The sequence below is a fragment of the Pseudomonas sp. HMSC063H08 genome (assembly GCF_001813645.1).
GTDB classification, from domain to species: Bacteria; Pseudomonadota; Gammaproteobacteria; order Pseudomonadales; family Pseudomonadaceae; genus Pseudomonas; species Pseudomonas aeruginosa.
Genome location: NZ_KV813635.1, coordinates 80,611 through 93,646, shown reverse-complemented (window position 1 = coordinate 93,646; position 13,036 = coordinate 80,611). Strand labels below are relative to the sequence as shown.

The 13,036-nt window shown below is 69.2% G+C and carries 13 protein-coding genes; 9 read left to right on the top strand and 4 right to left on the bottom strand.

Features of this window, described 5'->3' with window-relative positions; genetic code table 11:
- The first annotated feature begins 63 nt into the window (after window positions 1-63).
- Window positions 64-306, top strand: a complete 243-nt coding sequence (locus HMPREF2924_RS33195; protein WP_003088835.1) for a DUF2790 domain-containing protein — start codon at window positions 64-66, stop codon at window positions 304-306.
- 166 nt (window positions 307-472) lie between these two features.
- Here HMPREF2924_RS33195 and ada read toward each other — a convergent pair whose 3' ends face one another.
- Window positions 473-1,549, bottom strand: a complete 1,077-nt coding sequence (gene ada / locus HMPREF2924_RS33190) for a bifunctional DNA-binding transcriptional regulator/O6-methylguanine-DNA methyltransferase Ada (RefSeq protein ID WP_003132212.1) — start codon at window positions 1,547-1,549, stop codon at window positions 473-475.
- Window positions 1,550-1,740: 191 nt separating this feature from the next.
- Between ada and HMPREF2924_RS33185 the strand changes: the two genes are divergently transcribed.
- Window positions 1,741-2,724, top strand: a complete 984-nt coding sequence (locus HMPREF2924_RS33185) for a hypothetical protein (RefSeq protein WP_003132220.1) — start codon at window positions 1,741-1,743, stop codon at window positions 2,722-2,724.
- Here HMPREF2924_RS33185 and HMPREF2924_RS33180 read toward each other — a convergent pair.
- Both HMPREF2924_RS33180 and HMPREF2924_RS33175 read right to left on the bottom strand, forming a co-directional pair.
- Window positions 2,709-3,506: a putative hydro-lyase gene (locus tag HMPREF2924_RS33180; RefSeq protein WP_003132222.1), complete on the bottom strand. Its 798-nt coding sequence runs from the start codon at window positions 3,504-3,506 to the stop codon at window positions 2,709-2,711. The two genes, HMPREF2924_RS33185 and HMPREF2924_RS33180, sit on opposite strands and share 16 nt — an antisense overlap.
- Window positions 3,507-3,612: 106 nt before the next feature.
- A complete protein-coding gene (locus tag HMPREF2924_RS33175) occupies window positions 3,613-4,566 on the bottom strand; it encodes a LysR family transcriptional regulator (RefSeq protein ID WP_003088829.1) in 954 nt (317 codons plus the stop codon).
- Between the two features lie 254 nt (window positions 4,567-4,820).
- Here HMPREF2924_RS33175 and HMPREF2924_RS33170 point away from each other — a divergent pair, with 254 nt between their 5' ends.
- The 6 genes from HMPREF2924_RS33170 to HMPREF2924_RS33145 all read left to right on the top strand — a co-directional run bounded on the left by HMPREF2924_RS33170 (window position 4,821) and on the right by HMPREF2924_RS33145 (window position 10,314).
- Window positions 4,821-6,092: an MFS transporter gene (locus HMPREF2924_RS33170; protein ID WP_003088828.1), complete on the top strand. Its 1,272-nt coding sequence runs from the start codon at window positions 4,821-4,823 to the stop codon at window positions 6,090-6,092.
- Window positions 6,093-6,116: 24 nt separating this feature from the next.
- A complete protein-coding gene (locus HMPREF2924_RS33165) occupies window positions 6,117-7,346 on the top strand; it encodes an OprD family porin (protein WP_003132224.1) in 1,230 nt (409 codons plus the stop codon).
- Window positions 7,347-7,378: 32 nt separating this feature from the next.
- Window positions 7,379-8,122, top strand: a complete 744-nt coding sequence (locus HMPREF2924_RS33160; RefSeq protein ID WP_003088826.1) for a 5-oxoprolinase subunit PxpA — start codon at window positions 7,379-7,381, stop codon at window positions 8,120-8,122.
- Complete coding sequence (locus HMPREF2924_RS33155) at window positions 8,119-8,832, top strand: 5-oxoprolinase subunit B family protein (protein ID WP_003132226.1); 714 nt, start codon at window positions 8,119-8,121, stop codon at window positions 8,830-8,832. The genes HMPREF2924_RS33160 and HMPREF2924_RS33155 overlap by 4 nt, the downstream gene beginning before the upstream one ends.
- Window positions 8,829-9,770, top strand: a complete 942-nt coding sequence (locus tag HMPREF2924_RS33150; protein ID WP_023094076.1) for a 5-oxoprolinase subunit C family protein — start codon at window positions 8,829-8,831, stop codon at window positions 9,768-9,770. Before HMPREF2924_RS33155 ends, HMPREF2924_RS33150 begins: the two co-directional genes overlap by 4 nt.
- A 67-nt stretch (window positions 9,771-9,837) precedes the next feature.
- Window positions 9,838-10,314, top strand: a complete 477-nt coding sequence (locus tag HMPREF2924_RS33145) for a DUF4142 domain-containing protein (RefSeq protein WP_003121670.1) — start codon at window positions 9,838-9,840, stop codon at window positions 10,312-10,314.
- 18 nt (window positions 10,315-10,332) lie between these two features.
- Here HMPREF2924_RS33145 and HMPREF2924_RS33140 read toward each other — a convergent pair whose 3' ends face one another.
- Entirely contained in the window at window positions 10,333-12,105 is a 1,773-nt protein-coding gene (locus tag HMPREF2924_RS33140) for a thiamine pyrophosphate-requiring protein (RefSeq protein ID WP_003088823.1), read from the bottom strand.
- 170 nt (window positions 12,106-12,275) lie between these two features.
- Here HMPREF2924_RS33140 and HMPREF2924_RS33135 point away from each other — a divergent pair, with 170 nt between their 5' ends.
- A complete protein-coding gene (locus HMPREF2924_RS33135) occupies window positions 12,276-12,674 on the top strand; it encodes a four-helix bundle copper-binding protein (protein ID WP_003088822.1) in 399 nt (132 codons plus the stop codon).
- Window positions 12,675-13,036: the final 362 nt, after the last annotated feature.

The following is a 13,036-nucleotide window of genomic DNA, read 5'->3' as shown; positions in this document are numbered from 1 at the left end:
CACCCATGGCGTCGGCGGCGCCCTTGCGCCGTCGCTTCGCGGGGGGATGGAGAGATACCGTCCATGAACCGAGCCAAGCTCTACCTCTGCTGCGTTGCACTACTGCTGGTGCCGGCCATCGCCGGTGCGGCGACTGCCGACTACGTCTACGGCATGCCGCTGGACGTGGCCAGGGTGCTGAGCGTCGACGAGGCGCCCAGCGATACCTGCCAGGTGGTGCGCGCCACCCTGGTATACCTGGACTCCCACGGCGAGCGCCAGGTGTTGCACTACCTGAAGCAGGCGCGTGCGTGCAGCGACGAATGAAACGACGGAGGAAAGGACGAACGGTCAGGGTTGTCGTTTCATTTCACGAAATTTTCACCGCTGACATGGATACTGGAACCAGCTGAAGGACCAGCGCCCCATTGCATAGAGCCCACCATCGAGTGGGCTTTTTGCATTCCGGGCCGCGTATCGCCTGGCCTTGGGCTCAATCCCGCTCTTCCCTGCGCAGCAGTTCGCGCTTGCGCTCCACGCCCCAGCGGTAGCCGGAAATGTCGCCGTCGCGACGTACCACCCGGTGGCAGGGAATCGCCACTGCGATCCGGTTCGCCGCGCAGGCCTGCGCCACCGCGCGCACCGCTCGCGGCGCGCCGATCCGTTCGGCGACCTGCGCATAGCTCGCCGTGCTGCCCGGCGGTATTTCCCGCAGCGCCTGCCAGACCCGTTCCTGGAACGCCGTACCGCGTACGTCCAGCGGCAGGTCCAGTCCCAGTTGAGGCGACTCGACGAAGCCCACCACCTGCGCCACCAGCCGTTCGAAGTCGGCGTCGCCGCCGAGCAGCTGGGCGCGCGGGAACTGGTCCTGCAACTCGCGCAGCAACGGCTCCGGCTCCTCGCCGAGGAGGATCGCGCAGATGCCGCGCTGGCTCTGCGCCACCAGGATCGCGCCCAGCGAGCACTGGCCGATGGCGAAGCGGATCGCCGCGCCGGCGCCGCCATCGCGGTAATCGCGCGGGCGCATGCCGAGGCGTTGCGACGAGGACTCGTAGAAACGGCTGTTGGAGTTGAAACCGGACTCGTAGATCGCCTCGGTCACCGAGGCGGATGCCTGGCCCAGGCGCTCGCGCAGGCGCCGGGCACGATAGGCCGAGGCGTAGGCCTTGGGCGTCAGGCCGGTTTCGGCCTTGAACAGGCGATGGAAGTGGAACGGACTCATGCCCAGTCGGGCGGCCAGCGCCTCCAGTGCCAGCGGCGTCTCCGCCGTCTCGATCATCCGGCAGGCCTGCGCCACCCGCTCGGCGCGCTGCTCCGCCGCCAGGCTGCGGTCGCCGGCGGCGCGCCGGCTGGGCCGATAGCCGGCGGCCTCGGCGGCCTCGGCAGTGGCGAAGAACTCGACGTTCTCGCGCCTGGGCCGACGCGCCGAGGAACTCGGACGGCAATAGACCCCGGTGGTCTTCACCGCATAGACGAACGCCCCGTCCGCCGCCGCGTCGCGCGCCAGCACGGCGGCCCAGCGCTGTTCGTCGGTGTGGTAGGCGTTGCAAGGATCGGGCTGCTGGCTCATGGCGTTTCCCCTGTGGGAGCGGATGATGCCCGCAGACTAATTCGCCGTTCAAGCGCAAGAACTCCGGTTCTTGCGCTTGAATTCGAGCGAGGCCGTGCGCCCGGCTTCGGCAGGCGCGGGAGGCCGCCGGCTTGCCTACCCATCGCCAGGCGCCATAATGGCCCGCTCGAACCGGCGGAAGGACTGGGAACATGGCGTTCAAACGGATAGCACTGGCCTACTGCGTGCAACTGGAGCGAGTGATCTCCATCGCCAGTGCCCGCCGCGAATACTTCTCCCAGGCCGAGCCGCGCAAACGCTTCGACTTCCTCTGCTCCAGCGAAGCGTGCCGGGCACAGGGGATCAAGGTATCGGCGAGCAACTACGACAAGCTGCCGCAGGACACCCGCAAGGCCGCGCACTTCAGCAAGTTCCCGCATTCCACCCACCTGCCGGACTGCGAGTGGTTCGTCGAGGACGACGAGGACGCTCTGCGCCCGGGCGAATCCGCCGAGGAGGCCGGCCAGCGGCGCATCCGCGACAAGCTGGACGCCTACGTCGAGGAATTCGATCCGGCCATCGCCGAGGAAGCCGCGCCGCCACCAGCGGACCCGGACGCCGAGGAACAGCCGCCGGCCTCCGCCGCAGTGCGCGCCGACGCTCCCGCCGCGCCTCGGCAGAGAACGCAACGGCGGCGGCGCACCCGCGATTTCGAACAGCTCGTCGACACCTTCCGCCAGGCCCGCGCCGAACTACCGGCGGAAGAATTCAAGCAGTTGGACATCCACATCAGCGGCCTCGGCCGGATAGCGCTGCGCGCCTATTTCCAGCACATCGGCTATGCCACCCCGGGCAGCGCCGGCAAGGTGTTCTACGGCGGCGCCGACCTGCTGCCCAAGCGCTACGGCTCGCCGAACCGGCCGCAAGGCTTCCGCTTCAAGTTCCGCGACCGCATCGACGGCAAGCCGGTATTCCTCTACGTCGCCCCGGAAACCTTGCAGGCCTATCCGCATCGGCGCTACCTCGAAGACATCCTCGGCTGCGCCGAAACGGTGCGCTACTTCACCCTCTACGCCCTCGGCCGGCTCGTCGAGGCGCCGAGCGGCAAGAGCTACAGCCTGGAGCCGGACGCCCTGCGCCACCTGGCGATCATCCCCGGTCCGGCGAAGGACGACGCCTCTCAGAGTTCGTCGTAGAGTCGGTCGCTGACCAGCATGTGCCCCGGCGCGTGGCTGATGTACAGCTCCGGCTGGGCTTCGGCGAGTACCGCCTGGGGCGTGACCCCGCAGGCCCAGAACAGCGGGATCTCGTCCGCCGCGAGCGGCACCGGGTCGCCGTAGTCGGGTCGCGCCAGGTCGCGGATGCCGATCAGTGCCGGATCGCCCAGGTGCAGCGGTGCGCCATGGGTCATCGGGAAACGGCTGGTGATCTGGATCGCCCGGATCGCCTCGGCGGCCTTCAACGGCCGCATCGATACCACCGTGGGGCCGGCCAGGCGACCGCTCGGCCGGGTGGCGATGGCAGTGCGGTACATCGCCACGTTGCGGCCCAGCTCGAGGTGGCGCAGGCCGATGCCGGCGTCGAGCAACGCCTGTTCGAAGGAGAACGAGCAGCCGATGGCGAAGGCGACGAAATCCGCCTCCCAGAACGCGCCGATGTCGTTCACCTCGACGGGCTCCTGGCCGCGCCGATGCACCCTGTAGCGCGGCAGGTCGCTGCGCACGTCGATATCCGCGCCGAGCCGGGCGAAGTGCGGCGAGCCGGGTTCGCTGACGTCGAGCAGCGGGCAGGCCCGGGGGTTCAGGGCACAGAAGCGAAGGAACTCGTCGGCCCAGGATTTCTGCAGGATCACCAGGTTGGCCTGCAAGTGGCGCTGGCCGAGGCCGCTGGTATGGCCGGCGTAGTCGCCGCGGCGGATCAGTTGGCGCAGGACCGGCGGCGGCAGTTGCGCGAGTTCGTGGAAGGTCGGTTCGGGCATGGCGGCTCCGTGCGCTGGCGGACGTGGTTGTTGGCGGGTTTGTAGAAGCGGACGGCGGTCAGCGTCCAACGAGATTTTTCCGCCGGGGGCGATCGGAAAATCCGAATCAGCGCGAACGCAGCCGCCCCACTCCTTTCTTCAGCGGCGCCAGGAGCATGCACTCCGGGCCGACGTTGGCCGCGTAGTCGGCCAGCACCGTCTTGCTCAGCTCCACCACTTCGTCCACCAGCTCCAGGCCGGTGCCGCCGCGCCAGGACACCACCACCGGCAGGTTCGGCGGCGGCGGGCCGAGGCGCAGCAGGGTCAGTTCGCCGCGTTCCAGTTCCTGGCTGACCAGCGCCGGCGGCAAGGCGCCGACGCCGAAGCCGTCGCGCAGCAGGCGGGTCATCGCCGCCACCGAGTTCACGCAGTTCAGGCGCGGTGCCGCGACGCCGTTGGCGTGCAGCAGGCCGAGCACGTCCTGGTGCGGCCGCGAGTGCTTGGAGAAGGTCACCACCCGCTCCCGCGCCAGGTCCGCCAGCGAGGCGTAGTCGCGGTGGTAGATCGAGCCGGTGGAGACGATCCAGCGCAGCGGGTAGCTGCCCAGTTCCAGGTTGAGCACCGACTCGTGGCGCAGCGAGTCGGTCTGGAAGATCAGGTCCAGGTAGCCCTTCTGCAACTGCTCGGAGAGGTTGCGCGCGGTGTCCGCCATCAGCTCGATCTCCACCGCCGGGAAGGTTTCCGTGACCCTGGCCACCAACGGGCTCAGCCAGGTGTGGATGACCGTGTCCATGGCGCCGATGCGAATCCGTCCCTGGGTGCTGGCGCCGGTGTCGAGCGACTGCTTCAGCGCGTGCATGGTGTCCATCATGCGCTCGGCGTAGGCCAGTACCTTGTCGCCTTCCGGGGTCAGGGTCACGCCGCGAGAGTCGCGGACGAACAGTTTCACGCCGAGTTCGTCCTCCAGCACGGCGATCCGGCTGGAAATGGAAGCCTGGGTGCTGAACAGCTTCTCCGCGGTGAGGCGGAAGCTCTTCAGGCGCGCGACCCAGACGAAGGTCTCGAGGAATTTCAGGTTCATGTGGCGGGCACCGACGGGCAAGGGACACAAGGTGGCAGGAGCGAGCAGCTTCCATGCCAGCGCCCGCCTTCCGGCGGCACATGATCGACGCATGACGGCCTGCTCCGCCATCGAAATTTCTTATCCCCGGCGGCCGCATAAATTAGTTGGACGCTCGCTGGCCAGCCTCGAAGAATGCGACCACCGGGTGCGACGGCGCCCACCGAATCCTCATAACACCAATAACGACGATCGGTGCCCCCATGGAAAAACACATGACCCTCGACGCCGGCCCGGACGCTTCCCGGGACGGTCATTTCGGCTGGTATCGCGCCCTCGACAAGCAGGAACGCCGGGCCTTCTGGAGCTGCAAGATCGGCTACGGCCTGGACGGCATGGACACCCAGATGCTGAGCTTCGTGATCCCCACCCTGATCGCCCTGTGGGGGATCAGCACCGGCGAAGCCGGCTTCATCCACACCATGACCCTGCTCGCCTCCGCCGCCGGCGGCTGGATCGCCGGGATCCTCTCCGACCGCATCGGCCGGGTGCTGACCCTGCAACTGACGGTGCTCTGGTTCGCCTTCTTCACCTTCCTCTGCGGCCTCGCGCAGAACTACGAGCAGTTGCTGGTCGCGCGGACCCTGATGGGCTTCGGCTTCGGTGGCGAATGGACCGCCGGCGCGGTACTCATCGGCGAAGTGATCAAGGCCCGCGACCGCGGCAAGGCGGTCGGCCTGGTGCAGTCCGGCTGGGCCATCGGCTGGGGCCTCACCGCCATCCTCTACTCGCTGATGTTCAGCCTGCTGCCGCCGGAGGAGGCCTGGCGCGCGCTGTTCATGCTCGGCCTGTTGCCGGCACTGTTCGTCCTGGTGGTGCGTCGGCTGGTCAAGGAACCGGCGATCTACCGCGAGGCCAGGCAGCGCAACCAGGGCGCCGACAAGGTCAGCTTCTACGAGATCTTCGCCCCCGGCATGCTCAGCATCACCCTGCGCGCCTCGCTGCTGACCACCGGCGCCCTCGGCGGCTACTACGCCATCACCGCCTGGCTGCCGACCTTCCTCAAGACCGAGCGCGGGCTGACCGTGCTCGGCACCAGCGGCTACCTGGCGATGGTGATCCTCGGCTCCTACGTCGGCTACGTGGTCAGTGCCTTCCTCACCGACCTGATCGGGCGCAAGAAGAACTTCGTCCTGTTCGCCGTCGGCTCCTTCACCGTGGTCCTGCTCTACACCCAGTTGCCGGTAAGCAACGGCGCCATGCTCTGGCTCGGCTTCCCGCTCGGCTTCTTCGCCTCGGGCATCTTCAGCGGCATGGGCTCGTTCCTCACCGAACTGTTCCCGACCCGCATCCGCGGCTCCGGCCAGGGCTTCTGCTACAACGCCGGGCGCGCCATCGCCGCGCTGTTCCCGATGCTGATCGGCATGCTCGGCCAGAAGCTCTCGCTGGGCCTGGGGATCGGCGCCTTCGCCGCGGTCTCCTACGGCGTGGTGATCCTCGCCGCCCTCAGCCTGCCGGAAACCCGCGGCAAACAACTGGAACTCTGAGCCGTCGACCGAGGAAACCCCAGCATGCATCCCACTCCCCGCCTGGCTGCCGCGCTGCTCGTCGGCAGCGGGCTGGGCTGGCCGCTGCTCGCCCAGGCCGACCTGGTCGAGGACAGCCACGCCAGCCTCGAACTGCGCAACTTCTACTTCAACCGCGACTTCCGCCAGAGCGGCGCGCGCAACAACGCCGACGAATGGGCGCAGGGCTTCCTCCTGCGCCTGGAGTCCGGCTTCAGCGAAGGCACCGTCGGCTTCGGCGTCGACGCCATCGGCCTGCTCGGCCTCAAGCTCGACTCTGGCGGCGGCAGCGGCGGAACCGGGCTGCTGCCGGCCGACGGCTCCGCCGGGGGTTCCCAGGACGACTACGCCAAGCTCGGCCTGACCGCCAAGGCGCGGGTCTCCAACAGCCTGCTCAAGGTCGGCGCGCTGCACTTCAAGAGCCCGCTGGTCTCGGCCAACGACACCCGCCTGCTGCCGGAACTGTTCCGCGGCGCGCTGCTCGACGTGCAGGAGATCGACGGCCTGACCCTGCGCGGCGCGCACCTGGACCGCAACAAGCTGAACAGCTCCAGCGACTACCAGGTGTTCAGCGCCAACCGCATCGGCGGGCGCAGCGATGCCTTCGACTTCGCCGGCGGCGACTATCGCCTGACCCCGGCGCTGACCGCCAGCCTGCACCAGGGTCGGCTCAAGGACATCTACCGACAGACCTTCGCCGGCCTGGTACACACCCTCGACCTCGGCGGACAGCGCTCGCTCAAGAGCGACCTGCGCTTCGCCCGGGCCAGCGAGGACGGCGGCTTCCGCGAACTGGACAACCGCGCCTTCGGCGCCCTCTTCAGCCTGCGCCTGGGCGCCCACGCGGTGGCCGCCGGCTACCAGCGGATCAGCGGCGACGATCCCTATCCCTACATCGCCGGCAGCGACCCGTACCTGGTCAACTTCATCCAGATCGGCGACTTCGGCAACGTCGACGAGCGCTCCTGGCAACTGCGCTACGACTACGATTTCGGCGCGCTCGGCCTGCCCGGCCTGAGCTTCATGAGCCGCTACGTCTCCGGCGACAACGTCGCCCGCGGCGCGGCCAACGACGGCAAGGAATGGGAACGCAACACCGACCTCGGCTACGTGGTGCAGAGCGGGCCGCTGAAGAACCTCGGAGTGAAATGGCGCAACGCCACGGTGCGTTCGAATTTCGCCAACGACCTCGACGAAAACCGCCTGATCCTCAGCTACAGCCTGGCGCTGTGGTGAGGTCCGGCGAGCAATGACCTGAAGGAACCAGCATGAACAGCCTGTTGTTGAACTGCGATATCGGCGAGAGCTTCGGTGCCTGGAGCATGGGCCTGGACGCCGAGGTGATGCCGCTGATCGATTGCGCCAACATCGCCTGCGGCTTCCACGCCGGCGATCCCGGCACCATGCGCCGCACCGTGGCCCTGGCGGTGGAGCATGGCGTGCGCATCGGCGCGCACCCCGGCTACCCCGACCTGGTCGGCTTCGGCCGGCGCTCGCTGGCCTGCTCGGCGCAGGAAGTGGAAGACCTGCTGCTCTACCAGATCGGTGCCCTCGACGGACTCTGCCGCGCCCAGGGCGAACGGGTACGCTACGTCAAGCCGCACGGCGCGCTGTACCAGGACATGATGCGCGACCCGGCGATCCTCGCCGCCGTGCTGCGCGCACTGGCGGCCTACGACCGCACCCTGCCGCTGATGCTGATGAGCACCCGCGACAACACCGCGGCGCGCGCGCTGGGCGAGGCCCACGGCATCGAGCTGTGGTTCGAGGCGTTCGCCGACCGCGCCTACGACGGCGCCGGCTACCTGGTCTCGCGCAGCCAGCCCGGCGCGGTACACCACGACGCCGAGACGGTGCTCGCCCAGGCCCTCCTGCTGGCCCGTGGCGCGCCGCTGAGAGCCAGCGACGGCAGCGCCCTGGCGCTGGAGGCGCAGACCCTCTGCGTACACGGTGACAACCCCGCCTCGCTGGCCGCGGTGCGGCGCATCCGCGACGCCCTGGAGGCGGCATGAGCCAACCGCAACCGCGCATCGAGGTGGCCGCCATCGACAGCTTCGTCCTGCGCCTGTTCGAGCGCATCGACGAAGCCAACATGCCCTGGCTGCTGGCGGCGGAGGAAAACCTGCGGGCGGCGTTCGGCGCCGCCCTGCTCGACCTGGTGCCGTCCTACACCACCCTGCTCCTGCAATACGACCTGCTCCAGCTCGACCCCGGCGAAGCCCGCGCGCGGATCGCCGCGGCGCTGTCCGACTTGCGCCCGAAACGCCAGGACGGCGGCCGCCTGCACGTCCTGCCGACCTGGTACGACCCGCGGGTCGGCCCCGACCTGGAACCCCTGGCGCGGCGCAAGCAGCTCGGCGTCGCCGAGCTGATCCGCCGCCACAGCCAGCACGAGTACCGGGTCTTCGCCCTCGGTTTCAGCCCCGGCTTCGCCTTCATGGGGCTGGTCGAGGAAGCCCTGGCGGCGCCACGCCTGGCGACTCCCCGGCAACGCATCGCCGCCGGCAGCGTCGGCATCGCCGAGCGCCAGACGGCGGTCTATCCGCAGGCCTCGCCAGGCGGCTGGAACCTGCTCGGGCGCTGCCCGGTGCGCCTGTTCGACCTCACCCTGGACGGCTACAGCCTGCTGCGCGCCGGCGACCGGGTGCGTTTCGAACCCATCGGACACGCCGAATTCGTCCGCCTCGGCGGCGACGACACGCCCCTGGAGGTCCAGGCATGAACGACTCCATCCACGGCGGACTGCGGGTGTGCCAGAGCACCCCGCTGGTCCAGTTGCAGGATCGCGGCCGCTTCGGCTGCCGCCATCTCGGCGTGACCCAGGGCGGCGCCCTCGACTGGCTGTCCATGGGCTGGGCCAACTGGCTGCTGGGCAATCCCCTGGACGCCGCGGTGATCGAGATCGCCCTCGGCGGTTTCGTCGCCGAATGCCGTGCCGACGGCTGGTTGGCCCTGGCCGGCGGCGATCTCGGCGCGACCCTCGATGGCCAGCCGCTGCCGGCCTGGGGCGCGTTCGCCGTGCGCGACGGCCAGCGCCTGGCCTTCGCCCACCCGCGCCAGGGCGCCCGCGCCTACCTGGCGGCGCCCGGCGGCTTCGCCGGCGAGCGCCAGTTGGGCAGCCTGGCCACGGTGGCCCGCGAAGGCCTGGGCGGCCCCCGCGCCGACGGCAAGGCCCTGGCCGCAGGCGACAGCCTCGGCTGGCTGGCCGATGGCGCGCGACCGCGCGCGCTGCCCCTGCCCAGCGAACGGATCATGGACTGCACCGGCGAAGCGCGCCTGGAGCTGATCCTCGGCGCGCAGATCGGCGACTTCCCGGCCATGAGCCTGTTCGATGCGTTCAACGGCGACTGGCAGGTGGATACCCGCGCCGACCGCATGGGCGTACGTCTGCTCGGCCCGCGCCTGGAATGCCGGCAGCAATCGATGATCTCCGAAGGCATCGCCCTCGGCGCGGTGCAGGTGCCGCCGGACGGCCAGCCGATCGTCCTGCTCAACGACCGCCAGACCATCGGCGGCTATCCCCGTCTCGGCGCCCTCGCCCCGCTGGCGCTGGCGCGCCTGGCGCAATGCCTGCCAGGCCAGCGGGTACGGCTGCTGCCGACGGTGCAGGAGGCGGCGCACCGCGAGCATCGACGCCTGCTGGCGGCCTGGGACGCATAGGCGGTTTTTTTGAACGGCGCGGTATGGCGAGCGTCCACCGCACACTCGTCCCGTCCGGAGGTTCGCCATGCCCAGTCGCCTGTCACTGATCGCCGCCCTGCTGTTGCCCCTGGCCGTCCAGGCCGAACCCGCTGATACCCGCGCCCTGCTCGCCGACAGCCTGGCCGACAGCCAGGCCCAGGTGGAGGCAGCCGAGCAAGCCATGCGCCGTTCCGAAAACAAGGCGGTGCAGCTCTATGCCAAGCGCGTACTCACCGAACAGCAGGAGTTCGACCATCAGTTGCGCGCCCTGGCCGGGGAAAAGGCCTTGGCGCTGCCCTCGCCGCGCCAGACCGAACGGCAGGCCGCCGCTCCCGGCGGCTTCGACGAGCGCGGTTTCCTCGACGCGCAGATTCGCCAGCAGGACCGTCTGGTCGCACGCTTCGAGGGAATCGCCCGAAACTCCGCCGATCCCGACCTGCGCCGCTTCGCCGACGAATGGCTGGCGCGCTTCTACCACCACCGCGAACTGGCCGACCAGTTGCGTAGCGGCCGCGCCGACTGAGCGCCGCGACCGCCTTGCTCAGTGCCGCGCGAGGACCTGCCGGGCGCTCTGGCGAATCACCCCCCAGCGCTTGGGATCGTCCTGCAGCATGGCGCCAAGCAGGTGCTTGGCCTGCTCGAAACTGATGTGCGGCGGCAGCGGCGGCACGTTCGGGTCGGTGACCACCTCCAGCAACACCGGGCGGTCGGCGGCGAAGGCCTCGGCCCAGGCGGCGTCGATATCCTCCGGGCGATCCACGCGGATGCCCTTGAAGCCGAGCATGTCCGCATAACGCGCGTAGGGGAAATCGATCACTTCCTGCGCCGGGCTGAACTCCGGGTCGCCGGCCAGGGCACGCTGCTCCCAGGTCACCTGGTTGAGATCGCCGTTGTTCAGCACCAGCACGATGAAGGTCGGCGAGTCCCAGCGCTGCCAGTACTGCTGCACGGTGACCAGTTCGGCGTTGCCGTTCATCTGCATGGCGCCGTCGCCGACCATCGCCACCACCGGCCGCTGCGGATAGGCGAGCTTGGCGGCGATGGCGTAGGGCACGCCGCTGCCCATGGTCGCCAGCTTGCCCGACAGCGAGCCGAGCATGCCCGGGCGCATGCGGATGTCGCGGGCGTACCAGTTGGTATGCGAGCCGCTGTCGCCGCAGAGAATCGCATCGTCCGGCAGTTGCTCCGACAAGGAACGGAATACCCGCTGCGGGTTGATCGGGTCGGCTGGCTCTTCGGCCTGGCGCCGGGCTTCCTCGCGACTGGCCGTCACCGCCCGCTCGACCCGGCGGCGCCAGGCGCCGTGCTTTTTCTGCTCGAGCAGCGGCAGCAGGCGCTCCAGGGTTTCCCCTGCATCGCCGAGCAAGGCCTGATCGATCGGATAGCGGATACCGATGTTGCGCGGATACAGGTCGATCTGCACCGCCCGCGCCTGGCCGGCCTTGGGTAGGAACTCGCTGTAGGGGAAAGTGCTGCCGACGATCAGCAGGGTGTCGCAATGCTCCATCAGCATGCTGCTGGCGCGGGTGCCGAGCAGACCGATGGAGCCGGTCACGTACGGCAGGTCGTCGGAAACCGCCGCCTTGCCCAGGAGCGCCTTGGCCACTCCGGCGGCCAGGCGCTCGGCGACCGCTTCCAGTTGCCGGTGCGCGCCCAGGGCCCCGGCACCGGCGAGGATCGCCACGCGCCGGCCGCGATTGAGGATCGCCGCGGCGGCTTCCAGGTCGGCGTCGCGCGCGTAGGGTCGCGGCTGGACGAAGCCCACCGCCGACATCACGTGGCCGTGCTCGTGGGGCTGGCGCTTCGGGGCCGCCATCTGTTGCACGTCGTTGGGCACGATCACCGTCGCCACCTGCCGCTCGCCGACCGCCACGCGCAGGGCTCGGTCCAGCACATGGAGCAGTTGTGCCGGGCTGACCACGGTCTCGACATAGGCGGAAACGTCCTTGAACAAGCTCTGCAGATCGACTTCCTGCTGGTAGTCGCTGCCCAACGCGGTAGCCGCCTGCTGGCCGACGATGGCCAGCACCGGCTGATGATCCATGCGCGCGTCGTAGAGCCCGTTCAGCAGGTGGATCGCGCCCGGCCCCGAGGTGGCGAGGCACACCCCGACCTCTCCGGTGAACTTGGCGTGGGCGCCGGCCATGAAGGCCGCCATCTCCTCGTGGCGCACGCGGATATAGTCGAATGCCTCGGCGCGCCGGCCCATGGCGCCCATGATCCCGTTGATGCCATCGCCGGGGTAGCCGAAGACGCGCTTCACCCCCCACTGGCTCAAGCGTTCGAGCAATTGATCGGCAACCGTGCTGGACATTCTCGCCTCCTGGTCGTGTCTGGGGTCGTACCAGTGAGGACTGGCGCCGCAGGCGAGGGTTCAAGGCAATCGAGCGGCGGTGCCGACGGCGAAATCGACTGAACTGTCGGCGCGGGCGACCGGCCCAAGGGACAGGGCCCGCATGGGCGCAATCGCCAGGAGGTGCCGCCATGACCCGCGCCATCAACGATCCCGGAAACGAAGACCCCGGTTCCCTGCTGGAAACCGACGCCGACGCCCTGCTCGGCGGTGCCGCCGCCCAGGCGCCGGAAGAGCGCTGCCGGCTCGCAGCCCAGGCCTGCATCCGCGCGTGCGAGCGCTACCTGGCGCTCTGCATCGAGTCCAGCAGGGAACAACGCCAGCACGCCGGCGACTGCGCCGACCTCTGCCGCCTCGCTGCCCTGCTGCTGGAGCGCCGCAGCCCATGGGCGCCGGCCGCCTGCGAGCTGGCGGCGCGCTATGCCCTGGCATGCGCGGAGCGTTGCGATGGCGACGAGCCGCTGGAGCGCGAATGTGCGGGTGCCTGCCGGCGCTTCGTCGAGGCCTGCCGGCCATTGTTGCCGGCCTGAGGCTGGCCATTTCTGCCGTCGTGGTCTTGAGTCTGAATGTGCTGGGCAAGCTGATTTCCTTGCCTGCCCCGGCTTCTCGTTTCGCCTTCCCAGGCGAGCCCCTTTTGCAAGCGTCTGTACGGACCGGAGACATAGCGGACAGGTGTGCGGAGTTGCCGGAGAAAGACCACGAGAGACGCCATGAGCCTGAGAGAGGAGTTCATTTCGAAGTCCTGATCCGTAGGGCGAATAACGCCACGGGCGTTATCCGCCGATGTCGCGGATAAGCGGCGGATAACCGCGAGCGGTTATTCGCCCTACGGAGCTGGAGCGGCAGCCGGCGTTTCCGCAGGCCTGTAGGGCGAATACCGCCACAGGCGGTA